This is a genomic window from Bradyrhizobium sp. 139 (genome assembly GCF_023074175.1).
Lineage (GTDB): Bacteria > Pseudomonadota > Alphaproteobacteria > Rhizobiales > Xanthobacteraceae > Bradyrhizobium.
This window is the reverse complement of record NZ_JADPKS010000051.1, coordinates 118,162-141,325: the sequence shown is the minus strand read 5'-3', so window position 1 is coordinate 141,325 and position 23,164 is coordinate 118,162. Positions and strand designations below refer to the sequence as shown.

At 63.6% G+C, this 23,164-nt stretch carries 24 protein-coding genes and 2 pseudogenes; 21 read left to right on the top strand and 5 right to left on the bottom strand.

Annotated elements, in window-relative coordinates; all coding sequences use genetic code 11:
* The first annotated feature begins 31 nt into the window (after positions 1 to 31).
* Both IVA80_RS13880 and IVA80_RS13875 read left to right on the top strand, forming a co-directional pair.
* Positions 32 to 1,297, top strand: a complete 1,266-nt coding sequence (locus IVA80_RS13880) for a serine hydrolase (RefSeq protein WP_247430511.1) — start codon at positions 32 to 34, stop codon at positions 1,295 to 1,297.
* Positions 1,298 to 1,482: 185 nt separating this feature from the next.
* A complete protein-coding gene (locus IVA80_RS13875; RefSeq protein WP_247430509.1) occupies positions 1,483 to 2,361 on the top strand; it encodes an AraC family transcriptional regulator in 879 nt (292 codons plus the stop codon).
* Positions 2,362 to 2,746: 385 nt separating this feature from the next.
* On the opposite strand, the pseudogene IVA80_RS13870 reads toward IVA80_RS13875, so the two are convergent.
* Positions 2,747 to 3,034: pseudogene (locus IVA80_RS13870) on the bottom strand (hypothetical protein); the annotation flags it as partial.
* An 80-nt stretch (positions 3,035 to 3,114) separates the two neighbouring features.
* Positions 3,115 to 3,612: a peptide deformylase gene (locus IVA80_RS13865; protein ID WP_247430507.1), complete on the bottom strand. Its 498-nt coding sequence runs from the start codon at positions 3,610 to 3,612 to the stop codon at positions 3,115 to 3,117.
* Positions 3,613 to 3,688: 76 nt separating this feature from the next.
* Between IVA80_RS13865 and IVA80_RS13860 the strand changes: the two genes are divergently transcribed.
* From IVA80_RS13860 to IVA80_RS13850, 3 genes are all read left to right on the top strand, one after another.
* A complete protein-coding gene (locus IVA80_RS13860) occupies positions 3,689 to 4,273 on the top strand; it encodes a TetR/AcrR family transcriptional regulator (protein ID WP_247430505.1) in 585 nt (194 codons plus the stop codon).
* Positions 4,274 to 4,371: 98 nt separating this feature from the next.
* The gene (locus IVA80_RS13855) at positions 4,372 to 4,962 is read left to right on the top strand and encodes a DUF308 domain-containing protein (RefSeq protein WP_247430501.1); all 591 of its coding nucleotides are present in this window, start codon (positions 4,372 to 4,374) and stop codon (positions 4,960 to 4,962) included.
* A 378-nt stretch (positions 4,963 to 5,340) separates the two neighbouring features.
* The gene (locus IVA80_RS13850; protein WP_247430497.1) at positions 5,341 to 6,564 is read left to right on the top strand and encodes an MFS transporter; all 1,224 of its coding nucleotides are present in this window, start codon (positions 5,341 to 5,343) and stop codon (positions 6,562 to 6,564) included.
* 81 nt (positions 6,565 to 6,645) lie between these two features.
* On the opposite strand, the gene IVA80_RS13845 is transcribed toward IVA80_RS13850, so the two are convergent.
* Positions 6,646 to 7,518 carry a bifunctional helix-turn-helix transcriptional regulator/GNAT family N-acetyltransferase gene (locus IVA80_RS13845; protein ID WP_247430494.1) on the bottom strand — a complete coding sequence of 291 codons (873 nt, stop codon included), beginning with the start codon at positions 7,516 to 7,518 and terminating at the stop codon, positions 6,646 to 6,648.
* A gap of 190 nt (positions 7,519 to 7,708) precedes the next feature.
* Between IVA80_RS13845 and IVA80_RS13840 the strand changes: the two genes are divergently transcribed.
* From IVA80_RS13840 to IVA80_RS13790, 11 genes and pseudogenes are all read left to right on the top strand, one after another.
* The gene (locus IVA80_RS13840) at positions 7,709 to 10,156 is read left to right on the top strand and encodes a DEAD/DEAH box helicase (RefSeq protein ID WP_247430491.1); all 2,448 of its coding nucleotides are present in this window, start codon (positions 7,709 to 7,711) and stop codon (positions 10,154 to 10,156) included.
* Between the two features lie 308 nt (positions 10,157 to 10,464).
* Positions 10,465 to 12,129, top strand: coding sequence for an acetolactate synthase large subunit (locus IVA80_RS13835; protein WP_247430488.1), 1,665 nt, complete (start codon positions 10,465 to 10,467; stop codon positions 12,127 to 12,129).
* A 245-nt stretch (positions 12,130 to 12,374) separates the two neighbouring features.
* Entirely contained in the window at positions 12,375 to 12,722 is a 348-nt protein-coding gene (locus IVA80_RS13830; RefSeq protein ID WP_247430485.1) for a Lin0512 family protein, read from the top strand.
* Positions 12,723 to 12,729: 7 nt separating this feature from the next.
* Positions 12,730 to 13,423, top strand: a pseudogene (locus IVA80_RS13825) (GNAT family N-acetyltransferase).
* Between the two features lie 75 nt (positions 13,424 to 13,498).
* Complete coding sequence (locus IVA80_RS13820) at positions 13,499 to 14,683, top strand: serine hydrolase domain-containing protein (protein WP_247430482.1); 1,185 nt, start codon at positions 13,499 to 13,501, stop codon at positions 14,681 to 14,683.
* 95 nt (positions 14,684 to 14,778) lie between these two features.
* Positions 14,779 to 14,988: a DUF2892 domain-containing protein gene (locus IVA80_RS13815; protein ID WP_247430479.1), complete on the top strand. Its 210-nt coding sequence runs from the start codon at positions 14,779 to 14,781 to the stop codon at positions 14,986 to 14,988.
* A complete protein-coding gene (locus tag IVA80_RS13810; protein WP_247430476.1) occupies positions 14,985 to 15,506 on the top strand; it encodes a sigma-70 family RNA polymerase sigma factor in 522 nt (173 codons plus the stop codon). Before IVA80_RS13815 ends, IVA80_RS13810 begins: the two co-directional genes overlap by 4 nt.
* Before the next feature lie 5 nt (positions 15,507 to 15,511).
* The gene (locus tag IVA80_RS13805) at positions 15,512 to 15,859 is read left to right on the top strand and encodes a carboxymuconolactone decarboxylase family protein (RefSeq protein ID WP_247430474.1); all 348 of its coding nucleotides are present in this window, start codon (positions 15,512 to 15,514) and stop codon (positions 15,857 to 15,859) included.
* A gap of 28 nt (positions 15,860 to 15,887) precedes the next feature.
* A complete protein-coding gene (locus tag IVA80_RS13800; RefSeq protein ID WP_247430471.1) occupies positions 15,888 to 16,553 on the top strand; it encodes a DUF429 domain-containing protein in 666 nt (221 codons plus the stop codon).
* Between the two features lie 118 nt (positions 16,554 to 16,671).
* On the top strand, positions 16,672 to 16,815 hold the full coding sequence (locus IVA80_RS13795; RefSeq protein WP_247430468.1) for a hypothetical protein: 144 nt from the start codon (positions 16,672 to 16,674) through the stop codon (positions 16,813 to 16,815).
* Between the two features lie 92 nt (positions 16,816 to 16,907).
* On the top strand, positions 16,908 to 17,612 hold the full coding sequence (locus IVA80_RS13790; protein ID WP_247430465.1) for a glutathione S-transferase N-terminal domain-containing protein: 705 nt from the start codon (positions 16,908 to 16,910) through the stop codon (positions 17,610 to 17,612).
* Between the two features lie 2 nt (positions 17,613 to 17,614).
* Here the strand turns inward: IVA80_RS13790 and IVA80_RS13785 are convergent, their stop codons facing one another.
* Complete coding sequence (locus IVA80_RS13785) at positions 17,615 to 17,986, bottom strand: tRNA-binding protein (protein ID WP_247430462.1); 372 nt, start codon at positions 17,984 to 17,986, stop codon at positions 17,615 to 17,617.
* Positions 17,987 to 18,097: 111 nt separating this feature from the next.
* On the opposite strand from IVA80_RS13785, the gene IVA80_RS13780 reads away from it, so the two are divergent.
* A complete protein-coding gene (locus tag IVA80_RS13780) occupies positions 18,098 to 18,451 on the top strand; it encodes an ArsC family reductase (RefSeq protein WP_247430460.1) in 354 nt (117 codons plus the stop codon).
* Positions 18,452 to 18,474: 23 nt separating this feature from the next.
* Here the strand turns inward: IVA80_RS13780 and IVA80_RS13775 are convergent, their stop codons facing one another.
* A complete protein-coding gene (locus IVA80_RS13775) occupies positions 18,475 to 19,155 on the bottom strand; it encodes a hypothetical protein (RefSeq protein WP_247430457.1) in 681 nt (226 codons plus the stop codon).
* A gap of 305 nt (positions 19,156 to 19,460) precedes the next feature.
* On the opposite strand from IVA80_RS13775, the gene IVA80_RS13770 reads away from it, so the two are divergent.
* The 4 genes from IVA80_RS13770 (at position 19,461) to IVA80_RS13755 (ending at position 23,163) form a co-directional block, all read left to right on the top strand.
* Positions 19,461 to 20,216, top strand: coding sequence for an ABC transporter ATP-binding protein (locus tag IVA80_RS13770; RefSeq protein ID WP_247430454.1), 756 nt, complete (start codon positions 19,461 to 19,463; stop codon positions 20,214 to 20,216).
* Positions 20,209 to 20,955, top strand: a complete 747-nt coding sequence (locus IVA80_RS13765; protein ID WP_247430451.1) for an ABC transporter ATP-binding protein — start codon at positions 20,209 to 20,211, stop codon at positions 20,953 to 20,955. Before IVA80_RS13770 ends, IVA80_RS13765 begins: the two co-directional genes overlap by 8 nt.
* 48 nt (positions 20,956 to 21,003) lie before the next feature.
* A complete protein-coding gene (locus IVA80_RS13760; protein WP_247430447.1) occupies positions 21,004 to 22,227 on the top strand; it encodes an ABC transporter substrate-binding protein in 1,224 nt (407 codons plus the stop codon).
* A 72-nt stretch (positions 22,228 to 22,299) separates the two neighbouring features.
* Positions 22,300 to 23,163 carry a branched-chain amino acid ABC transporter permease gene (locus IVA80_RS13755; RefSeq protein ID WP_247430442.1) on the top strand — a complete coding sequence of 288 codons (864 nt, stop codon included), beginning with the start codon at positions 22,300 to 22,302 and terminating at the stop codon, positions 23,161 to 23,163.
* Position 23,164 lies beyond the last annotated feature (1 nt).

The window sequence follows — 23,164 nt, the reverse complement described above, 5'->3', positions numbered from 1 at the left end:
ACCACCGCATCGCCCTCCGGAGCCCATCTTCATGTCCGTCTCGCCCGCCGCCAACCACCCGCCCGCCACCGCCACCGCCGCCGAAACCGATCCCGAAACTTTTGGCTGGATGAAGGGCTTCCCACCTGCACCCGACCGCACCATAACCTTCCAGAACGGCTCGTTCCGCAGCTTCCCCGAGCTGCGCTGGGCCTGGAGCAACATCCGCCAGCTGGTGCCGACCGTGAACGTCTGGCGCGGGGCGGGGCCGACCTCAAGGCTGCCGCGCGAGGACCATGACATCGGCGCGTCGGTCTCGATCACGATGGACGGCCGGCCCATGACGTTTGCGAAGATGCTGGAGGAGACATACACCGACGGCATCGCCGTGCTGCATCGGGGCAAGCTGATCTACGAGCGTTACTTTGGCGCGTTGAAGCCGCACAAGCCGCATATCGCGATGTCGGTGACGAAATCGTTCACCGGGGTGCTCGCGGGCATGCTGGTCACCGAGGGCAGGATCGATCCGCAGGCACAGGTGGCGGACTATGTGCCTGAGCTGAAGGCCAGCGCGTTCGGCGATGCGCGCGTGCACGAGGTCATGGATATGACCACGGGCCTCGAATATACCGAAGTCTACACCGACAGGAATTCCGCGGTGTGGGGACTGCGGCGCGCCAACGGCATGGCGCCGATCGAGCCGGGCTATGAGGGGGCGACCAATATTTTCGATTTCCTCGTGGCGCAGAAGAAGCAGGGCGAGCACGGCAAGGCCTTTGCCTACAAGACCGTCAACACCGACGTGCTCGCCTGGATCTGCCGGCGCGCCAGCGGCATGACGCTGTCTGATCTGCTCTCGGAGCGCATCTGGATTCCCATGGGTGCGGAGGAGGACGCGCATTATCATGTCGATCGGATCGGCACCGAGAGCGGCGGCGGCGGCCTGTCGACCAGCTTGCGCGATCTCGCCCGTTTCGGCGAGACCATGCGCAATCACGGCCGCTTCAACGGCCGTCAGATCGTGCCTTCATCGGTTGTCGAGGACATCGCGCGCGGTGGCGATCCCGAAAAATTCAAGCCGGCCGGCTACACCACGCTGCCCGGCGCTTCCTATCGCAATCAATGGTGGGTCACGCACAATGCCCACGGCGCCTACATGGCGCGCGGCGTTCACGGTCAGGGCATCTACATCGATCCCAAAGCCGAGATGATGATCGCCCGCTACGCCTCGCATCCGGTCGCGGGCAACGCGGCGAATGATCCCGTGACGCTGCCGGCCTACATGGCGCTGGCGAAGGCGTTGCTGGCGGGCGGGTAGGGTGGCTTGTAGGATGGGTAGAGCGGAAGCGAAACCCATCATCGCTCCTCAACAAGGAACGCGATGGGTTTCGCAAGGGCTCAACCCATCCTACGGTCCACGAACTTCAGGCTGCCAAACCGCAAGATTGGTCGAGCAATTTACGGCCGTCCGCGACTATCTGGAGCTGCCACGGAGGAGGGACGATGAAGGCGGCGCTTCAAAACTATCAGGACCGGATGCGGCGGGTGCTGGACTATATCGACCGGCATCTTGACAGTGATCTGGACCTGGAAATGGTGAGCGGTGTTGCGGCCTTCTCGAAATTTCATTTCCACCGGCAGTTTACGGCGACCTTCGGGTTATCCGTGCATCGCTATGTCCAGCTTGCCCGGTTGAAGCGCGCTTCGCACCGGCTGGCCTACAGTGACGCCCAAAGCGTCACGGAGATCGCGATGGATGCCGGTTACGATGCACCCGACGCCTTCGCCCGCGCCTTTCGGCAACGGTTCGGGCAATCGCCGTCGTCGTTCCGGAAATCTCCCGACTGGGAGCCGTGGCTTGCGGCCTTCGGGCCTCTCGACAACGCGAGGAGCAAGCTCATGAAGACGTTTACCACTGACGACGTGACGATACGCGATGTGCCGCCCACGAAGGTCGCGATCATGGAGCATCGGGGCGACCCGGCGACGCTCGGCGCCACCATCCAGCGATTCATCGCCTGGCGCAGGGCCGCTGGCCTGCACCCCAGGACAAGTCCGACCTTCAATGTCTGGCGTTCCGAGCGGCGGCCTGCATCGCCTGCCGATTACAGCACGGACCTCTGCGTTGGGACCGACCAGCCGATCGAGGCAAACGGCGACGAGATCAAGGCCGGCGAGATCCCTGGCGGACGCTGCGCGGTGCTGCGCGTCGTCGGCAATACCGACAATCTGGAGCCCGCCGCGCTCTACCTTTATCGCGACTGGCTTCCGGCCAGCGGCGAGGAAGCACGCGACTTCCCGATCTATTGCCAGCGGCTAAGCCTCTTCCCGGAGGTGCCGGAGCATGAGGCGGTCGCAGAAGTTTTTCTGCCGCTGAAATAGCGCCCTCTGACGGCGGCCTGTCCCTTCCGATCGCAAGAAACGACAGGCCGCTATTCACGACCACCCAGCCATGACCGTTCATGCGAATGAGCGCGTAGGGTAGATTAGCCGAAGGCGTAATCTACCGCATCGTTTTATCAACCATGTATCGTGATGGCGGGTTACGCTTTCGCTAACCCGCCCTACGGGCTGCCGGCCTACATGGCGCTGGCCGAGGAGCTGATGGCGGGCGGGTAAGCCGTTGGAATACGACGACGGTGTAGCTGCATCAAGCGGCTCCGCGGATCGGATTGATGACCTGAAGTCCGGCGAAAGATTCCGATGGCCGCGCTTGACGACGTCGCCGATGATGTTGGTATCGAGGAGATCGCGCGTCACAGGTCGACCTTGCGCCCTTTTTACGGGCGCGGGAAAGATCGAGGCCGGCTCCTACGAGCGGCGAACGACGCAATGCGGCGAGAATCCCGCCGGGTGTGGGCGGCGCGCCCGCGATCGACTTGCTGACGGAGGCCCGAAGCTCCGAGGCCTCCAGCGTATCCTCCGACAGGCGCCTGGCGAGCGAGCGGATGAGGTCGCGGTCGGCATCCCGACCGAGCACTTCGAAGCGCGCCAAACCGCGCTGGCCGAGGCGGGACAGGTAATTCTTGATGGCGCGCTTCTGCGGATTTCCCATAGCCACATCTCGTGTATCCCCAGTAATATAGCCAGAAACCGGGATCTCGGCATGATGATCGGGACGACAACCACGTATTCTTAATCCCGCGCCATCTTTTCAAACCGCTTCACCAGCCGCTCCCGCTTCAGTCGCGACAGCCGCTGGATCCAGAACATCCCGTCGAGCTGGTCGATCTCGTGCTGGTGGCAGACGGCGCGCAAGCCTTCCGACTCCTCGGTTTGCATGGTGCCGTCGAGATCCCGATAGCTGACCCGCACACGGGCGTGGCGCTGGACCTCGTCGTTGACTCCAGGCATCGAGACGCTGCCTTCGCGGTGCAGGATCATCTCGGGCGAGGCCCACTCGATCTCTGGATTGACGTAGGTCTGCACGCCGTCCCTGGCGTCGAGCTCGAGCACGACGACGCGCAAGGGCACGCCGATATGCGGCGCCGTGATGCCGATGCCGGGCGCGGCGCGCATCGTCTCGAGCAAATCCGCCGCAAGCTCGCGCAAGGCGTCGTCGAACACGGTGACGGGACGGGCCGGGGTTGCGAGCCGGCGGTCGGGATAGCGGATAATGGGGCGGATGGTCATGCAGGCTCCTACCACTCACGGATCGTTGAAGCATCCCGTTCTTGACTGCCTACCAACTGGAAGGTAGCTAACGGCCATGACCAATGTTTCCTCGACTGCCGACGACGTCCTGGCCTGCGCGCGCACCCTGATCATCGCGGGCGGCTATAACGGCTTCAGCTACGCCGACGTGGCCGACGTCGTCGGCATACGCAAGCCGAGCATCCACCACCATTTCGCCAGCAAGGTCGACCTGGTCCGCACCCTCGTGTCGCGGTACCGCGCGGAAGCCGAGGCGGGACTGTCCGCGCTCGAACGCAATATTGCGGACCCGCGCGAGCAGCTCAAAAACTATGTCGCGTATTGGGAGGCGTGCATCAATGATGCGACGGCTCCCTTCTGCGTGTGCGCAATGCTTGCCAGTGAGCTCCCGATATTGCCGGAGGAGGTGGCGCTGGAAGTGCGCGCGCACTTCCGTTTCCTGGCTTCGTGGCTGACGTCGGTGATGGAGCGTGGCAAGCGGAAGGGGCGGCTCAAGCTCTCCGGCACAGCCCGGGTCGAGGCTGAGGGCTTCATGGCGACCATTCACGGCGCGATGCTGTCGGCGCGTGCCTATGGCGATCCAAAGATGTTCGGTGTGATCACCGGGCCGCTTCTGGATCGGCTGTCCACCCGGCACTGAAAGATATCCGCGAGAGGGCAACGACACCCGCAGGCAAGCCGGGTGAGGCGTTCTCGCCGCGCGAAATCTACCAACTAGTAGGTAAAGGAGGGGCCGCCATGGCGCATCATCAATTGGATCTCGTTCGTGCCGACCGCGAGCGATGGCTGAGGTTCTACTACTTCATCCGGGCGGCGTTCTCCGCCGCCTGGGTCGCTGCTGCGTTTGCCGTCGGGCCGTCATCTCCGGCGATCGCCGGAGCCTTGCTCGTCCTTTATCCGGCATGGGATGCCGCCGCCAACTTCGTGGACGCGTTGCGCAGCGGCGGGCTCGCTCGAAACCGCACGCAGGCCGTGAACGTTGTGGTCAGCCTGGCGACCACCATCACGGTGCTTGTTGCCTTGCAGATGAGCATGAACCGGGTGCTCGGCGTCTTCGGCGCCTGGGCGATCCTGTCCGGATTGCTCCAGCTCGGGACGGCAATCCGCCGCTGGAAGAGTTTTGGCGCGCAGTGGGCCATGGTGCTCAGCGGTGCCCAGTCGGCCTTGGCCGGCGGCCTCTTCATCTTTCAGGCCACGACGCCGATCTCTCCAACGATCGAGAATGTCTCGGGCTATGCTGCGGTCGGTGCGCTCTACTTCCTGGTTTCGGCGCTATGGCTGACCGTCGGTGCGTGGCGGCAGCGCGCCAAGCGGGCTCAGTTGGGCTGATCGACGGTGTTGGCGGGATCATGACATGATGCCGGTGTTTTGCCCGACGAGTCAAATCGCGGCTTGCCATCGCAAATTCTTGGCGTCGCGAGTTACTCGCATCGTAAGTCATTGATCCCGCTGGCGTCGGCTACTGTGCATGGGGTTGTTTTCGATGTTTTTGTTGGTGGCCGCAACTGGCGAGCGTATTGACCAGGCCGTGCGATCACCGCCCGATATGGCATCGTTCCAGCGGCATCCGAGCCTACAACGGCGAAGGGCGTCGAATTGCGACGAATTCGCGTGGTGCGGATTTTTCGGTAGGGTTCCCAGCCGACCTGTCGGTTCTGGCCGTTCCCATTCGTCTTCCAGCCAGACAGACCTGACCGGAGATCAAAGATGTTCCGTGCCAACTATCGCTGGGTGATCGTCGCCGCTGGCGGCTTGCTCGGCTGCGTCGCTATCGGCGGCATGTTCTCGCTGCCGGTGTTCCTCCAGCCGATCGCCAAGGACACCGGCTGGTCGGTGACCGGCATTTCCAGCGCGATGACGATCGGCTTCCTGGCGATGGCCTTCACCAGCATGGCCTGGGGCACGGCGACTGACAGGTTCGGGCCGCTGCCAGTGGTGCTGACGGGATCGACGGTGCTGTCGCTCAGTCTGTTCGCCGCGAGCCATGCGACCTCGCTGCTGGCGTTCCAGTTCATGTTCGGCCTGCTGGTCGGAGCCTCCTGCGCGGCGATCTTCGCGCCGATGATGGCGACGGTCACCGGCTGGTTCGACACCCATCGCAGCCTCGCCGTGTCGCTGGTGTCGGCCGGCATGGGCATGGCACCGATGACGATGGCTCCGCTGGCGGCCTGGCTCGTCTCCGGCCACGACTGGCGCACCTCGATGCAGATCGTGGCGCTGGTGGTCGGCGCCATCATGATCCCGGTCTCGTTCCTGGTGCGCCGTCCGCCGGCGCTCGCGCACGCCGTGGCCGCGCCGGCGGGCGAGGGCGCGCCGCAAGGGGAGATGTCGCTGGGCGAGGCACTGCGCTCGCCGCAATTCATGATCCTGCTCGCGACCAACTTCTTTTGCTGCGCCACCCATTCCGGCCCGATCATCCACACCGTCAGCTATGCCGTGAGCTGCGGCATCCCGCTGATCGCGGCGGTGACGATCTACAGCGTCGAGGGTTTTGCCGGCATGGGCGGCCGTATCGCCTTCGGGCTGCTCGGTGATCGCTTCGGCGCCAAGCGCGTGCTGGTGACGGGCCTGTTGTTGCAGGCGTTCGGCGCTCTCGCCTATGTCTTCGCGCAGCAGCTCGCCACGTTCTACGCGGTCGGCGCCATCTTCGGCTTCATCTATGCCGGCACCATGCCGCTCTATGCGGTGCTGGTGCGCGAAAACTTTCCGCTGCGCATGATGGGCACGGTGATCGGCGGCACGGCGATGGCCGGCAGCCTCGGTATGGCAACCGGCCCGCTCGCCGGCGGCCTGATCTACGACGCGTTCTCCAGCTACGCCTGGCTCTATATCGCCTCCTGGGCGATGGGCCTCGGCGCCTTCCTGATGGCGATGAATTTCAGGCCATTCGCGAAGCCGCAAGGAGAGGCGGCGGCGCCAGTGCCGGCATGATCCCATAGATGGGGTGAGGGAAGCGATACCCGGGACCTCAGGGTCCCGCATCGCTGCACTCATGCGGGTTACGGGCGACAGTCAGATGCGCTTTTCGAAGAACAGATCCGGGTAGGGATCGTCGTTGAAGCGCGGGATCTCGTGCCAGCCCGTGGTGCGGTAGAGCTGGCCGGCCTCGGAGAGCGCACTGTTGGTGTCGAGCCGCAGCAGCCTGATGCCGAGTTCGCGCGCCGCGTCCTCGGCCGCATCCATCAGGCGCCGGCCGAGCCGCAATCCGCGCGCGGCTGGGGCGACCCAGAGGCGCTTGATCTCGGCGTAGCCGTGATCCGTGCCCTTCAGTCCGACACAGCCGATCGGCAGCGTGTCCGACATGGCGACGATGAACGTGCCGCGCATGCGGCGCATGTCCTTGGCATCGGGATCGCGCGACAGCGAGACGTCAAAGCCCTGTTTGAAACGGCGGCCGAGCTCGGAATAGTACGCGCCGAGGCAATAACGTGCCTGTTCGCTCTTTGGGTCCATTTCGGCGAGCGCGACGCGGTCGCGCGTCAATGCCGAGGCGACCATGTCCATCGCCGCCAGCAGCGCATCGCGCTGCGAATGGCGGTCGAGGAAGCCTTCGGCCTGCGTGTTCGACAGCGCCTCATAGGCTGCGAACTCGCGCCGGCCCACGCGCGTCAACGTCGCGACACGCCGCCGCGCATCGTCCTCATGCGTCGTGGTCTCGACCAGTCCTTCGTCTTCGAGACTGCGCAACAGCCGGCTCATCAGTCCGGAATCGAGGCCGAGATAATCACGAATCTCGGCGACATCCGATCGCCCGTGCCCGATCGCGTTGAGCACGCGCGCCGCGCCTAGCGGACGGCCGCGTCCGAGGAAAGACGAATCGAGCGCGCCGACGGCAGAGGTGACGGCACGGTTGAAGCGGCGGACACGGGAAACGGGATCGAGCATATCTCTGACTTTAGTCAGAGGTGGCGGTCTGTCAATCGAGCACCGCACGAGTTTGGAAGGGAGAGCACGCGAGTGCAGTTCCTCCCTCACTTCAATGATCGTGGATTTCGGTCCAGCATCGGTTCCGCGGGAGTCGAAGCCGAGCTAGTATGGGCCGCATGGACCATCACCGACCGCCGAAAGCATGCGAATGAAACCTGTAAAGTCCCGCACCGCCCGACCGCGCAAGCAGGTCAAGCTGTCCCGCACTCACGCCCCGGTCGACCTGTCTCCGGTCGAGTGGCAGCGGGAGTTGCGTCGTCAGTTCGGACGCGAGCAGGCCTTCCTGCTGGAGAATCTGGGCGACGATCCCTTCTTCTCCACGTTCCGGGTTACCAATCCGGCGTCCAAATCGAGCTATCGCGTGGCGGTACGCGGCCCCGGTCCCGGCGGCAATTTCTGTTCCTGTCCCGATTACGCTACCAACGATCTCGGAACCTGCAAGCATCTCGAATTCACCCTCGCTCAGCTCGAGACGAAGCGCGGGGCCAAAGCGGCGTTCGCGCGCGGTTACCGGCCGCCGTTTTCCGAACTCTACCTGCGCAATCGCGGCAGACGCAGCGTGCATTTTCGCGCAGGCACCGATTGTCCGCTCGGCGTGACGAAGGCTTCCGCCGCGCTGTTCGACCTTGGGCAGGACGGAATGCTGCGGGATGATCGTCTCGGCGAGCTCGACGAATTCGTCGACATGGTCTCGAAGAGCGGTCATGAGTTGCGTGCCTACGACGATGCGCTCGACTTCGTCGCGGGATTGCGCGACTCCGATCGCCGCGCTGCGAAGCTTCGTCGGCTGTTTCCGCGAGGTGCCGCGGATCCCAGGCTGAAGAAACTGCTGAAGACGCCGCTCTATCCCTATCAGGCCGAGGGCGCGTTGTTCGCCGTGCGGGCCGGCCGTGCGCTGATCGGCGATGACATGGGGCTCGGTAAGACGATCCAGGCGATCGCCGCGACGGAGATATTGTCTCGCCACTTCGGCGTGTCGCGAGTCCTGGTGATCTGCCCGACCTCCCTCAAATACCAGTGGCAGAGCGAGATGGCGCGGTTCCTGGGCCGGCGGAACGGGCGCGGGGTGCGCGTCATCGGTGGCACTCGTGCGCAACGGCAAAAAGACTATGCGCTCGAGGACTTCTGCAAGATCACGAATTACGAGAAGCTTCAGTCCGACCTCGACTTGATCGCCGCATGGTCGCCCGACCTGGTCGTCGTCGACGAGGCCCAGCGCGTCAAGAACTGGAATACGATCGCAGCACGGGCCTTGAAGCGCATCGACAGTCCCTATGCGATCGTGCTGACGGGAACGCCGCTGGAGAACAAGCTCGAAGAACTGGTCTCCATCGTGCAGTTCATCGATCAGCACCGGCTGGGTCCGACCTGGAAGCTGCTCCACGATCATCAGGTCAAGGACGAGGGCGGCCGCGTTACCGGATATCGAGGCCTCGACAGGATCGGCCAGACCTTGGCGCCGGTCATGATCCGCCGGCGAAAGTCCGAGGTGCTCCGGCAATTGCCGAGCCGGACCGATCAGAACGTGCTCGTACCGATGACGGAACCGCAAATGGTCCTGCATAAGGAGAACGCGGACGTGGTGGCCCAGATCGTGCAGCGCTGGCGCAAGACGAAATTTCTCTCGGACAAGGATCAGCGGCGACTGACTTGCGCCCTTCAGAACATGCGGATGTCCTGCAACAGCACCTATCTGCTGGACAAGGAGACCGACCATGGTGTCAAGGCCGACGAGCTGGCCGCACTGCTGGATCAACTGTTCACGGCGCCGGAGGCCAAGGCCGTCGTGTTTTCGCAGTGGAGGCGATCGCATGATATCGTGATCCGTCGCCTTGAGGCGCGTGGCATCGGCTATGTCAGCTTCCACGGCGGCGTGCCCGCGGAGAAACGACCGGAACTGGTTCAGCGTTTTCGGGATGATCCGGCTTGCCGCGTGTTCCTGTCGACCGACGCCGGCAGCACGGGTCTGAATTTGCAACACGCATCGATACTGGTGAACATGGACCTGCCATGGAATCCTGCCGTGCTCGAGCAGCGCATCGCGCGCATCCATCGCCTCGGCCAGGCGCAGCCGGTTCAGATCGTCAACTTCGTGGCGAAAGGTGCGATCGAGGAGGGCATGCTTTCGGTCCTCGCGTTCAAGCGCTCGCTGTCCGAAGGCATTCTCGACGGCGGCAATAATGAAATCTCTCTGGGCGGTTCGCGCCTCAGCCGTTTCCTGAAGGATGTGGAGAACGTCACCGGAAGCGTGCGGCCCGGCGAGGCCGTGACCGCCGAGGAGGAGGCCGGGCAGGTCGAGGGCGCCGGCGACGCGGGACCGGTGAGCAGCGCGGCGCCGGTGGTACGGGCCGGCGAAGCATCCACGGCCGCGTCGCGGGATTCATCCTCCGATCCGTGGCAATCACTGATCGAAATGGGCTCGCAGCTCGTCGGAGCCATTGTTGCTGCCAATGGCGCCGGCGCGGTTGGCCATCCCTGGATCGAGCGTGACCCGAAGACGGGAGGACAAAATCTCAAGATACCGCTTCCGCCTCCGGAGGCCGCGAGGCGGCTGGCTGACGTGCTAGGCGCGTTGGCGGAGCGGCTGCGGGGCTGATTGCCCGCGCGCTCCGCCGCATCGTGCTGCCGAACCGGGACGTCTTCCTCGACTGGATCATCGGCATTTTTCCGAGGCGAAGCTGTGACCTAGAAATGATGCACGCCGAGCGCCGAGAACGCCCCGTCGTGGATGTCGTGGCCGTCGCTGGGCTGGCCGAGAAAGCCGAGATGCATCGTCAGCGGCGGCAGTGCCGCCATCGGCACCGCACCACGCGCGCCTCTTTGTGAGTTGTGCCTGCGCCACGAGCCGCTACCATGCGTCCGGTCCCGCGGAATGCGGGAGCTGGCACGGCGTGCGGAGGCGACATGAGCGGGCAGGAACGCAAAGTAAAAGCATCGGATCTGTTTGTCGCCGCGCTGGAGAACGAAGGCGTCGATCGCATCTTCGGCGTCCCGGGAGAGGAAAATCTCGACCTGGTCGAATCGCTGCGCACCTCCAAGATCGAGCTGGTCCTGACCCGCCACGAGCAGGCCGCCGCCTTCATGGCGGCCACGCACGGGCGGCTGACCGGCAAGCCGGGCGTGTGTCTGTCGACGCTCGGCCCCGGCGCACTCAACCTGTCCACGGGGGCGGCCTATGCCCATCTCGGCGCGATGCCGATGATTTTGATTACCGGCCAGAAGCCGATCATGAGCAGCCGGCAGGCGCGCTTCCAGATCGTGGACGTGGTTGCGACCATGAAGCCGCTGACGAAGCTGTCGCGGCAGATCATCAGTGCCTCCAGCATCCCGACCGTGGTCCGCGATGCGTTCCGCGTGGCGATGGAGGAGCGTCCGGGGCCGGTGCATCTCGAACTGCCCGAGGATATCGCGGGCGATGAAGTGCCCGCCGCCCCCGTGATCCCGGTCCATCCGATTGAAATTCCGGTCGCCCATCGCGCCGCGCTCGACCGCGCCGCCGCGATGATCCTGGCTGCAAGACGTCCATTGGTGATGATGGGTGCTGCGACCAGCCGGCCGAGCTCGACCCACGGCATCGCCAGCTTCGTGCGGCGGACCGGCATTCCGTTTTTCACGACGCAGATGGGGAAGGGCACGGTGCCCGGCGGCACCAATCTCTACATGGGCACGGCGGCGCTGTCCGAGCGCGACTACGTCCATGACGCGATCGACGCGGCCGATCTGATCGTTGCGATCGGCCATGATCCGATCGAGAAGCCGCCCTTCATCATGGGGCCGTCGGGGCCGAAGGTCATTCACGTCAGCTACACGCCGGCCAGCGTCGAACTGGTCTATTTCCCCGATGCCGAGGTCGTCGGCGACGTCGGCCCGAGCCTGGAGCTCCTGGCCGACCGGCTCGAAGGCAATCTGCCGCAGGCGGCGGCGCTTTTGCCGTTGCGCGAGGAGATCCTCAAACACATCGCCGACCGCGCCACCGAGGCGCGCTGGTCGCCGACGCCGCAGCGCATCGTGCACGACATCCGCCAGGTCATCCCGGAGAACGGCATCGTCGCGCTCGACAACGGCATGTACAAGATCTGGTTCGCGCGCAACTACCGCACCCGTGTCGCCAACACGCTCTTGCTCGACAATGCGCTGGCGACTATGGGCGCAGGCTTGCCATCGGCCATGATGGCCGCGATGCTCTATCCCGAGCGCCGCGTGCTCGCCGTCGCCGGCGACGGCGGTTTCATGATGAACAGCCAGGAGATGGAGACCGCCGTCCGCCTCGATCTCAATTTGGTCGTGCTGGTGCTCGAGGACAACGCCTATGGCATGATCCGCTGGAAGCAGGCCGTCGATCACTTTGCCGATTATGGCATGACTTTTGGCAATCCCGATTTCGTGCTTTACGCCAAGGCCTATGGCGCCAAGGGCCATCGCATCGAGAGCATCGACAGTTTTGGCCCGACGCTGGATGCCGCATTCAGGGCGGGCGGCGTGCATCTCGTCTCGATCCCGATCGACTATTCGGAGAATGTGCGGGTGCTCGTGGATGAACTGCGGGCGCATGAGAAGTCGAAGGCTTGATGCGCTTGTAATGAAGATATCGAAACAACAGTCTCGTGCCCCGGACGCAGCGCAGCGCTACTTCAGCGGTGCGCTGCAGAGCCGGGGCCCATGCATCAGCGAACTCTGTGGCCTCCTGGGTCCCGGCTCAGCGCCGCAACGCTGAGGCGTTGCAGCGCGTCCGGGACACGGGAACACCAACCGCACTTGTCTCGCGTCCCCCGATCGCCGACACTCCGTCATCTGGCAACAAACAGGACTGAAACATGACGCGCGTTCGCTGTATCACCGAGATGGGCATGGGCGTCGACGTCCACGGCAAGGACGCCACCAAGGCGGCCAAGCGTGCGGTATCGGATGCCATCCGGCATTCGAGCCTCGGCTTCTTTCGGATGATCGGGAAGACCGCGAATGACATGTTCGTGGACGTGACGATCGCGGTCCCCAATCCCGAGGCGGTCGACAAGGACGCGGTCGCGAAGGAGCTCCCTTACGGCACGGTAACGGTCAACGCGGTCAGGGGCGGGCTGGAGATTCCCTCCGCCGCTGAACAGGGCAACGATCCCATCCTCATCGCCAATGCCGCCGTCATCGTCAGCTTCGAGAAGGAGTGACGGCTCGGTGCCTGACAGCGATGTGACGCTGCTTGATCGCCCGATCTGGAGTGCGCTGATGACGAGCCACAAGCATCTGGCGGAAGGTGGCCCCCGGGCGCTGCGCTATCCCATCGACATGACGCCCTTTGCCGACATGGTCGACTTGTCGGCGGCAAGTTTTTGCAGCGCTCGGTGGGTTGCTGTCGGGCTCGCAGGTTGCCGCGCTGTTCACGCGGGAGGCCATCGACGTTCCCGCCGGCTTCAAGGTCGTGCTCGCCGGGCCCTGCGAGCAGATGATCGGATCTCCCGCCGACCGTCCGCTTCGCGATGCCGAGATCGTCGCGCTCGGCGCGGCCGACGTTCCCGCCATGATGGCGCTGACGGAGTTGACCAAGCCCGGGCCGTTCGCGTTGCGGACGCATGAGCTCGGTACGTTTCTCGGCATCCGCGCTGGCGGCGAACTCGTCGCGATGACCGGCGAGCGAATGAAGCCGGGCAATTTCACCGAAATGACGGCCGTCTGCGTCCATCCCGAGCATCGCGGGCGGGGCTACGCGCAGGCGCTGCTCGCGGCGGTCGCGCGCCAGATCGAGGCGCGCGGCGAATTTCCCTTTCTGCATGTCTTGTCGCACAATACGTCTGCGATTGCGCTGTACCAGCGGCAGGGGATGAAAATCCGCCGCCGCCTGCATGTCACCGCGCTGATGAAGCAGGGATGAGCTGCGCCGTCCGGACGAGCTTCATATCGGGCCAATTCGCGCTATATCCATCCCAACCAACTGGGGGAAACACACATGGACGCCAGAACACCGGATTTTTCCGCCGCACGGACGGCGATGCAGCGTTACGTCGATCAGGAGATCATTCCCGGCGCATCCTGGGCCGTGCTGCGCGGCCGCGATGTCGTCGATCAGCAATGCGTCGGCTTTGCCGACCGTGAGGCGAGCACTGCGCTCCGGCCCGACCACGTCTTCCGCGCGTTCTCCAACACCAAGATCTTCGTCACGTGCTCGATCATGCTGCTGGTCGAGGAGGGCCGCATCGGGCTCGACGATTTGATCGACAAATTCCTGCCGCAACTCGGCAATCGCAAGGTGCTGAAGCAGGGCGCTTTGAGCCTTGCCGATGTCGAGCCGGCGAAGAGCCCGGTCACGATCCACCAGCTTCTGACCCACACTTCGGGCCTCAGCTACGGCATCTTCGATCCCGGCACTGTGCTGTTCAAAGGCTATAACGAGGCGAGCGTGCTCAATCCGCTCACGGGGCTGACCGACATGATCGACAAGCTCGCCGATCTGCCGCTGTCCTATCATCCCGGCATGGGCTGGGAATATTCGGTCGCGACCGACGTGCTCGGCCGCGTGGTCGAGGTCGTCTCCGGCCAAGCGCTCGACGCCTTCCTCAAGGCGCGCATCTTCGATCGCCTCGGCATGGTCGATACCGGCTTCTACGTGCCCGAGGCGCAGCAGGGCAGGCTGGTTGCGCTCTACACCGGCGCCGACGTGCTCGATCCGATGAAGCCGGGCCTCACACGGGCCGACAATCTTCCGTTTCCGCAGGCCTATCGGCGGCCGTTTCCGCGGCTGTCGGGCGGCGGCGGTCTGGTTTCGACCTTGCCCGACATGCTTGCGCTGGTGCGCGCGCTGCTACCCGGTTCGGATGCGCTGCTGAAGCCCGACACGCTACGGCAGATGATGACGAACCAATTGCCCGCCGGCCAGACCATCCGGTTCGCCAATCTCGGGCCGATCCCCGGCAAGGGCTTTGGCCTCGGCGGCGCCGTCACCTTCGCGCCGACGCCGTTCGACCCCCCGAATTCGACCGGCGAATTTCAGTGGGGTGGGCTTGCCGGCACCCATTGGTGGATTTGTCCGCAGGCCAATACCGCCGGCGTGCTGATGGCTCAGCGCTATATGGGCTTCTGGAATCCGTTCTTCTTCGAGTTCAAGCGCCTCGCCTATCAGGCAGTCGGAGGCTGATCGCGAAAAAAAGGTCGGCCTCCGCGAATCCTTTTCGGTCTTTGCGCCCTCTTGATAGTCGAGGCGCTGTGCCTCGGCTCATCTCGGAGGACGTCATGGCATTTTACAGGAAGAACATTGGGGGCCTGCATCAGGCGCTGCGGATCGCCGCAGGAATCGCGGTTGCGATTGCCGCGTTCGCGTATCTTACCGGCGCCGCTGCGTGGTGGTTGGCGCTCGGTGGCGCAGGCTTCGCATTGACGGGACTCGTCGGGTATTGTCCGATGTGTGCGATGACCGGCATCGGCCGAGGAGGGGCGTCGTGAGTGCGGCGGCGATCTCGTCAAACCTGTTCGAGGCGGCGCGCCTCGGCGACCCCGAGGCGATCGCGTCGCTGCTCGCGACGGCGCAGCCGGATATCCGCCGCTACGCACGCGCCACCTGCCGGAGCTCGGCGGATGCCGAGGACGCAACCCAGGAGGCGCTGTGGATCCTGTTCCGTCATGTCGGCACGATCCGCTCGTTGGTCGCGTTTTCCGGGTGGCTGTTCAGCGTGGTCCGCCGCGAATGTCTGCGTCTGGCCCGCAAGGCGGGCCTTGCACCCGCGATCGAACTCAACGAAGCGGAGGCGCTGCTGCTGTCGCGCACCGAAACCGATCTGCGGCTCGACGTAGCGGCGGCCTTCGAGGCGCTGCCGCCGCACTACCGCGATGTCGCGCTGATGCGGGACGTCAAGGAAATGACCATCGACGAAATCGCCGCCGCGCTCGATGCATCCAGGCAGACCGTGAAGGCGCGCCTGCATCGCGCCCGCGCCCTGATGCGCGAATACCTGACGAGATGAGGGATATGACCGATTATCAAAACCCTGACGATCTGAAATCGATTCCCGCCTTCGTAGCGCTGGCGCCGGTTGAGGCCAGCGCGTTTCTGGCGTTCAACCACGCGGTCGAGCGCAAGGAGGGGTTGATCCCGCCAAAGTATCGCGAGCTGATCTCGCTCGCGGTCGTTCTGACGACGCAATGCGCCTATTGTCTCGACGTGCATACGGCGCAGGCTGCGAAGGCGGGGGCAACGCGCGAGGAAGTCGCCGAAGCCGCATTGATCGCGGCCGCCGTACGTGCTGGCGGCACGCTCGGCCATGCGTTGCTGGCACAGCGCCTGTTCGAGCGGCATCGAGGCGAGGGAGAAAAATAGGTGCCTTGCAGACATCTGGATACGTAATTTGCCGAACTACCTCGGTCTCGACGGATTTCGCCACGGCTGGGTCGTGGCCTGGATCGACGATCGCGGCGATCACGGCTTCGATTATTCGCCTGGTCTCGCGCGGCTGCTTGCGATGCCGCATGCACGTGCGATGATCGACATGCCGATCGGATTGAAGCCGAGCGGCTATCGAGCCTGCGACTTACGCGCACGCGAGCTGGTTGGCCCCGCCGTGTTTCTCGGCGCGCGCCGCGATCTCTGGACATTTACCGACATAGCGGCAGCCAATCGTCACTACTGGGAACATGAAGGAAGGGGCCGCGGCGTGTCCGCGCAGCTCTGGAATATCAGGGACAAGATCAGGGACGTCGACGAGATCATGACGCCGGCGCGGCAGGTGACGATCGGTGAAGCGCATCCGGAACTGATCTTCTGGAATCTTGCGGGACAGGTTCGGCTCGACAGCAAAACCACAGCGCGCGGCCGCGAACGGCGCATCGGGCTCCTGGTCAACCGAGGCTTCACAAAACTCCCGAAATGGCTGACGCAACGTCACGGCACCCGCATCGGACGTGACGATCTCATCGACGCCTGTGCCTGCGCGGCCGCGGCACGCGACAGCACGCAGCGCGTCGGCGGGGACGCGGTTGATCCGCGGGGACTGCGGATGGAGATCAACTATTGAGCCTGCCGGTCGACGAGTTGCGATTCGGGAAAAAGTGGCAGTTTATTTGAGGTGTGCAGGAACTGCCGATGGTCCGCCCGCGTTCCCCGTGCGAACCGACCAGAGAGAGACTCTTGCGATGAATGATGCCAGTCAGTTCGCGACCGCGATGCTCGCGCTGATATTCACCGGAGCGCTGCGCGTCACCGGGCAGCTCTTCATCAAGCATCGCGCACAGAGTGATATCGCGTACGCCACCAGCCATTTGCTGCGGCCTTTTTAGTCCGGCTTCGATGCGTGATCACTGCTCGGCCTTGCGCCGTTCGATGGCTCGCCTAGATTAGGCGGAATTTCACGAGCGAAGCCGGGGTCCCGATGTCTGATCTGTCCGCCTTTCCCATCACCAGGCGCTGGCCGGCCAAGCATCCGGAGTTGCTTCAGCTCTATTCCCTGCCGACGCCGAACGGCGTCAAGGTCTCGATCATGCTGGAAGAGATCGGGCTGCCTTACGAGGTCCACCTCGTCGACTTCGGCAAGGACGACCAGAAGACGCCGGAATTTCTCTCCCTCAATCCGAACGGCAAGATTCCCGCGATCCTCGACCCCAACGGTCCTGGCGGCCGGCCGCTGCCGCTGTTCGAGTCGGGCGCGATCCTGCAATATCTCGCGGAGAAAACCGGCAAGCTTTTGCCTGAGGATGCCGCGTCTCGCTACCAGACCATCCAGTGGGTGCATTTCCAGATGGGCGGCATCGGGCCGATGTTCGGCCAAGTCGGCTTCTTCCACAAATTCGCCGGCAAAGATTTCGAGGACAAGCGGCCACTCGAACGCTACATCAGCGAGGCCAGGCGTCTGCTCGGCGTGATGGAGACGCATCTTTCCGGCCGGCAGTGGTTCATGGACGACGACTACACCATCGCCGACATCTCCATGCTCGGCTGGGTGCGCAATCTCATCGGTTTCTATGGCGCCGGCGATCTCGTCGAATTCAGCCGGTTCAACTCGGTGGGCGCCTGGCTCGAACGCGGCCTCGCGCGTCCGGCCGTGCAGCGTGGGCTGAACATTCCGAAGCGGCCGTGAGGCTAGAACAGCCGCCCGCCATTGGGCACGGGCTTGCTTGGCTGCACCAGCACGACCTTGCCGTTGGCGTCGGGGAAGCCGAGCGTCAACACCTCCGAGACGACCGGGCCGATCTGGCGCGGCGGGAAATTGACAACAGCCGCGACCTGTTGTCCCACGAGCGTCTCAAGCGGATGGTTTTCGGTGATCTGCGCCGAGCTCTTGCGCACGCCGATCGAGGGGCCGAAGTCGATCCAGAGACGCCAGGCTGGTTTGCGCGCCTCCGGAAAAAGCTTGGCCTCGACGATGGTGCCGACACGAATATCGACCGCCAGGAAGGTGTTGAAGTCGATGGTTGGCGACGCGGCCGCAGCGGGATCGTGAGTGGCGTGCATAATGTATCCGTTCGGAGAGCGAGCTTCGTTGGCAATATTGTCGCGCGAACTGGAGTTTCGTACAACGGCCACAGCCGAAGCGTCACGCGACGCATGTCCGAGGAATGAGCATTGCCTAATATCATCTACGGCATCAAGAACTGCGACACCATGAAGAAGGCGCGCGCCTGGCTCGACACCCATGGCGTCGGGTACGAGTTCCACGACTATAAGGCGGCGGGCGTCGAGAAGGACAAGCTCAAGCAGTGGAGCGACAAGGCCGGCTGGGAGACGCTGCTCAATCGCGCCGGCACGACCTTCAAGAAGCTGCCGGATGCCGACAAGGAAGGCCTCACCGAGAAGAAGGCGCTGGCGCTGATGCTAGCGCAACCATCGATGATCAAGCGGCCGGTGCTCGAAGTCGGCGGCAAGCTCCTGGTCGGCTTTAAGCCGGACATCTATGCCAAGGAAGTCAGGACCAAGTAAGCCGGCGCCAAATCGGCTGACCGCTAGCTCAGCTCGACGATCTCGGTGGTGACCCCGGACTCATCGGCGAACTCGACCAATTCGGCCGCCGCGATGCGGCCGGGGGCGCGATGGAAGAGGTCGCGGTCGATCACCGCGCGCAGTTTCTGACGCGGCAGCGCGTCATTTCCGCGCATCAAATTTTTGATCTCGAAGCCGCCGTCCTCGCAGAACGTCTTGAGCGAGGCGATGACGTGGCAGACCTTGCCGTCGGTCTGGAAGGGCAGCAGCAGGCGTTCATAGGCAACGATGCGTCCATAGATGTCGTCGACGTCGGCAACGCTGTAGACCGGAAGCCCGCGCGCCACGCATTCATGATAGACCGGCATCACGAGCGGCACGAGTCGTGGCCCGATATAATCGTCGAGCAGAACGCCCTTGCCGGTATGTCCATAGGCGCGCGAGATGCGCGTGCCTTCGCTCTGGATGGTGAAGCGCGGCGTCGGTGCAGACATGTCCACCGTATAATAGATGAGATCGGACATCTCGTCCTCGAGCCGCGCGGGCTGATACTCCCAGATTGCCGGTGCCATCTGCTCGCGCGCATAAAGTCGCAGCCAACTGTTCAGGAGATCACGCTGCCTGATCGACTTGACGACAGAGGGAGCGGAGCTTGCAAAATCCAAGACAATATTCCCGGCGCATAAAACCCGCGCATGATCCATGCTGCGGGAAAATTTTCCATGAAGACTGGCGCAAGGGATGAAAGACCGTTAACGACGGCTTGATGACCGTGCCTTGTGAACCGGAAAGCCGGGCAGGCGCGACATCAAAAACACGTCCGACTAAGGGAGCATAAGCCTTCCGGCCGGAGACCTGATCTGCTCAGCTTTCCGCCTTGCCTAACCCCCGTCACCTCCGGCATATTCCGCGCCGGAGGCGCGCGTTCCGGGACGGGCTCCAAGGCCTCCGGAACGCCGAGGTAAACTAAGGATAGCCACGCGCGTCGCGCGGGCAGGGGGAAATCTGTTTGGCCGATGAGTTCATTCTCGAAACGGAAGGCTTGACCAAGGAGTTCGCGGGCTTCTTCGCCGTCCGCGACGTTGCGCTCAAGGTTCGCCGTGGGAGCATTCACGCGTTGATCGGCCCGAACGGCGCCGGCAAGACGACGTGCTTCAATCTGTTGACCAAGTTCCTCAAACCATCTGCCGGAAAAATCCTGTACAAGGGACAGGACATCACCGCGATGGCGCCGGCCGACGTGGCCCGCATGGGGCTGGTCCGTTCGTTCCAGATCTCGGCCGTATTTCCGCACATGACCGCGTTGGAAAATGTCCGCGTCGCGCTTCAACGCCAGCACGGCAGCTCCTTCGATTTCTGGCGCTCCAAGTCCGTGCTCAACCGCTTCAACGATCGCGCGCAGGAATTGTTGAACGATGTCGGCCTCAGCGAGTTTGCCAATACACCCGCGGTCGAGATGCCCTATGGGCGCAAGCGCGCACTTGAGATCGCAACCACGCTCGCGCTCGACCCGGAGATGATGCTGCTGGACGAGCCGATGGCCGGCATGGGCCACGAGGATATCGACAAGATCGCGGCGCTGATCAAGCGCATCTCGGCGAAGTACACCATCCTGATGGTCGAACACAATCTGAGCGTCGTCGCCAATCTCTCCGACATCATCACCGTGCTGACGCGCGGGCAGGTGCTTGCGCAGGGCCATTACAGCGAACTCACCAAGGACGAGCGCGTCAAGGAAGCCTATCTGGGAGCCGGTCATGCCTGAGACTGCAATTGCCGAGGCTCCGGCTAAGGCTGGGACCGGCGAAAAAATCCTTCAAGTTCGCAACCTGGAAGCCTGGTACGGCGAGTCGCACATCCTGCACGGGATCAACTTCGACGTGAATGCGGGCGAGGTCGTCACCCTGCTCGGGCGCAACGGCGCCGGCAAGACGACCACGCTGAAGTCGATCATGGGCATCATCGGCAAGCGCACCGGTTCGGTGCAGTTCAACAGCCAGGACATCATCCGCGCGACCTCCGACAAGATCGCGCGGATGGGCATCGCGTTCTGCCCGGAGGAACGCGGAATTTTTTCCAGTCTCGACGTGCGGGAGAACTTGTTGCTGCCGCCGGTGGTGCGTGCAGGTGGATTGCCGCTCGAACAGATCTTCGATCTGTTTCCGAACCTGAAGGAACGTCTCAACAGCCAGGGCACCAAGCTGTCCGGCGGTGAGCAGCAGATGCTCGCGATCGCGCGCATCCTGCGCACCGGCGCGAGCTTCCTGATGCTGGACGAGCCGACCGAAGGTCTTGCGCCTGTCATCATCCAGCAGATCGGTCACACCATTGCGCGGCTCAAGAAGGAGGGCTTTACCATCCTCCTGGTCGAGCAGAACTTCCGCTTCGCATCCACCGTCGCCGACCGCTATTACGTGGTCGAGCACGGCAAGATCATCGACGGATTTTCCAATTCGGAGCTTGCCGCCAACATGGACAAGCTCCACACCTATCTCGGCGTCTAGAACGGCCAAAAGTAAAACGGTCAATAGAAAATTCACAAGGGAAGTAGCATGAAGACAAAGTCGATTGCATCGTTTCTGCTCGGCACGGCGTTGGCCGTGACCACCGCTGGCGCAGCCTTCGCGCAGGACAAGACGGTCAAGATCGGTGCGCTGTCCGATCAGTCCGGCCTCTATGCCGACCTCGGCGGTCCCGGCTCGACGCTCGCCGCCCAGATGGCTGTTGAAGATTCCGGCCTTGCGGCGAAGGGCTGGAAGATCGAGATCATTTCGGGCGATCACCAGAACAAGCCCGATATCGGCACCGCGATCGCGCGGCAATGGTTCGACGTGGACAAGGTCGACGTCATCGTCGACGTGCCGAACTCCGGCGTGGCGCTCGCCGTCAACAACATCGTCAAGGAAAAGAACGGCGTCTACATCAACTCCGGCGCGGCCACCTCGGACCTCACCAACGCGCAGTGCTCGCCCAACACCGTGCACTGGACCTACGACACCTACATGCTGGCCCACACCACGGGCCAGGCGCTGGTGAAGGCGGGTGGCGACACCTGGTTTTTCCTGACTGCGGATTACGCTTTCGGCGCGGCGCTGGAGCGCGACACCACGGCGGTCATCACGGCCAATGGCGGCAAGGTGGTCGGCGGGGTCAAGCATCCGCTGAACACGCCGGACTTCTCGTCCTTCCTGCTTCAGGCCCAGGCCTCCAAGGCCAAGATCATCGGCCTCGCCAATGCCGGCGGCGACACCACCAACACGATCAAGCAGGCGGCCGAGTTCGGCATCGTCAAGGGCGGCCAGAAGCTCGCGGCGCTTCTGCTGTTCCTCACTGACGTCAAGGCGATCGGCCTCGAGACCGCGCAGGGCCTGAACTTCACCGAGACCTTCTACTGGGACATGAACGATCAGACCCGGGCGTTCTCCAAGCGCTTCTCCGAGAAGATGAAGAACAATGCACCGCCGACCATGGTGCAGGCCGGCGTCTATGCGGGCGTGCGTCACTATTTCAAGGCCTTGGAAGCGCTCGGCGGCAACCCGCATGATGGCGTGAAGGTCGTCGAGAAGATGAAGTCGCTGCCAACGGAAGACGATCTGTTCGGCAAGGGCGAGATCCAGCCCAACGGCCGCACCATCCACAGCGCCTATCTGTTCGAGGTGAAGAAGCCCTCCGAGTCCAAGGGACCGTGGGACTTCTACAAGCTGGTTGGCTCGGTCCCCGGCGATCAGGCCTTCACGCCGCTCTCCGAGAGCAAGTGCGCGCTTTTGAAGAAGTAAGACCATAGCGCCCGCCGGCAGCTAGCCGGCGGGCGGCTCTAGGGAACGCCGAAGGGACCGGGTGCGGGATCGATGCAGGCTCTTTACGCTCAGCTACTCGTGGGACTGATCAACGGCTCGTTCTACGCGCTGCTCAGTCTCGGGCTCGCCGTGATCTTCGGCATGCTCAACATCATCAATTTCGCCCATGGTGCGCTCTACATGATGGGCGCGTTCGTCGCCTATTTCCTGCTGAGCCTCGGCGGCATCAATTACTGGTGGGCGCTGCTGATCGCGCCGATCGTCGTCGGCGTCTTCGGCATGATCCTGGAACGGACCATGCTGCAATGGCTGACCGGACTCGATCACCTCTACGGCCTGCTCCTGACCTTCGGAATCGCGCTGATCGTGCAGGGCGTGTTCCAGAACTACTTTGGATCGTCCGGCCTGCCTTACGCCATTCCGGATCAGCTCAAGGGCGGCATGAACCTCGGCTTCATGTTCCTGCCGATCTATCGCGGCTGGGTCGTCGTGTTTTCGCTCGTGGTCTGCATCGCGACCTGGTTCCTGATCGAGAAGACGCGGCTCGGCGCCAATTTGCGCGCCGCGACCGAGAACCCGACGCTGGTGCGCGCCTTCGGCATCAACGTGCCGCGCATGATCACGCTGACCTACGGTCTCGGTGTCGGTCTGGCCGCGCTCGCCGGCGTGCTGTCGGCGCCGATCAACCAGGTGCGGCCGCTGATGGGGGCCGACCTCATCATCGTGGTGTTCGCGGTGGTCGTGATCGGCGGCATGGGATCGATCATGGGCTCCATTCTCACCGGTTTCGCGCTCGGCGTGATCGAGGGGCTGACCAAATATTTCTACCCCGAGGCCTCCAACACCGTCGTGTTCGTGCTGATGGTGCTGGTGCTCTTGGTGAAGCCAACGGGATTGACGGGAAGGGCGGCCTGAT

Excerpts from the sequence above, each read along its gene's own strand:
- IVA80_RS13855 (WP_247430501.1), top strand. The coding sequence starts at position 4,372 with ATGGCGCATCATCAATTGGATCTCGTTCGTGCCGACCGCGAGCGATGG.
- IVA80_RS13785 (WP_247430462.1), bottom strand. The coding sequence starts at position 17,986 with ATGCACGCCACTCACGATCCCGCTGCGGCCGCGTCGCCAACCATCGAC.
- IVA80_RS13790 (WP_247430465.1), top strand. The coding sequence starts at position 16,908 with ATGTCTGATCTGTCCGCCTTTCCCATCACCAGGCGCTGGCCGGCCAAG.
- IVA80_RS13860 (WP_247430505.1), top strand. The coding sequence starts at position 3,689 with ATGACCAATGTTTCCTCGACTGCCGACGACGTCCTGGCCTGCGCGCGC.
- IVA80_RS13835 (WP_247430488.1), top strand. The coding sequence starts at position 10,465 with ATGAGCGGGCAGGAACGCAAAGTAAAAGCATCGGATCTGTTTGTCGCC.
- IVA80_RS13795 (WP_247430468.1), top strand. The coding sequence starts at position 16,672 with ATGAATGATGCCAGTCAGTTCGCGACCGCGATGCTCGCGCTGATATTC.
- IVA80_RS13815 (WP_247430479.1), top strand. The coding sequence starts at position 14,779 with ATGGCATTTTACAGGAAGAACATTGGGGGCCTGCATCAGGCGCTGCGG.
- IVA80_RS13765 (WP_247430451.1), top strand. The coding sequence starts at position 20,209 with ATGCCTGAGACTGCAATTGCCGAGGCTCCGGCTAAGGCTGGGACCGGC.
- IVA80_RS13820 (WP_247430482.1), top strand. The coding sequence starts at position 13,499 with ATGGACGCCAGAACACCGGATTTTTCCGCCGCACGGACGGCGATGCAG.
- IVA80_RS13875 (WP_247430509.1), top strand. The coding sequence starts at position 1,483 with ATGAAGGCGGCGCTTCAAAACTATCAGGACCGGATGCGGCGGGTGCTG.
- IVA80_RS13775 (WP_247430457.1), bottom strand. The coding sequence starts at position 19,155 with ATGGATCATGCGCGGGTTTTATGCGCCGGGAATATTGTCTTGGATTTT.
- IVA80_RS13760 (WP_247430447.1), top strand. The coding sequence starts at position 21,004 with ATGAAGACAAAGTCGATTGCATCGTTTCTGCTCGGCACGGCGTTGGCC.
- IVA80_RS13755 (WP_247430442.1), top strand. The coding sequence starts at position 22,300 with ATGCAGGCTCTTTACGCTCAGCTACTCGTGGGACTGATCAACGGCTCG.
- IVA80_RS13865 (WP_247430507.1), bottom strand. The coding sequence starts at position 3,612 with ATGACCATCCGCCCCATTATCCGCTATCCCGACCGCCGGCTCGCAACC.
- IVA80_RS13830 (WP_247430485.1), top strand. The coding sequence starts at position 12,375 with ATGACGCGCGTTCGCTGTATCACCGAGATGGGCATGGGCGTCGACGTC.
- IVA80_RS13805 (WP_247430474.1), top strand. The coding sequence starts at position 15,512 with ATGACCGATTATCAAAACCCTGACGATCTGAAATCGATTCCCGCCTTC.
- IVA80_RS13880 (WP_247430511.1), top strand. The coding sequence starts at position 32 with ATGTCCGTCTCGCCCGCCGCCAACCACCCGCCCGCCACCGCCACCGCC.
- IVA80_RS13850 (WP_247430497.1), top strand. The coding sequence starts at position 5,341 with ATGTTCCGTGCCAACTATCGCTGGGTGATCGTCGCCGCTGGCGGCTTG.
- IVA80_RS13845 (WP_247430494.1), bottom strand. The coding sequence starts at position 7,518 with ATGCTCGATCCCGTTTCCCGTGTCCGCCGCTTCAACCGTGCCGTCACC.
- IVA80_RS13840 (WP_247430491.1), top strand. The coding sequence starts at position 7,709 with ATGAAACCTGTAAAGTCCCGCACCGCCCGACCGCGCAAGCAGGTCAAG.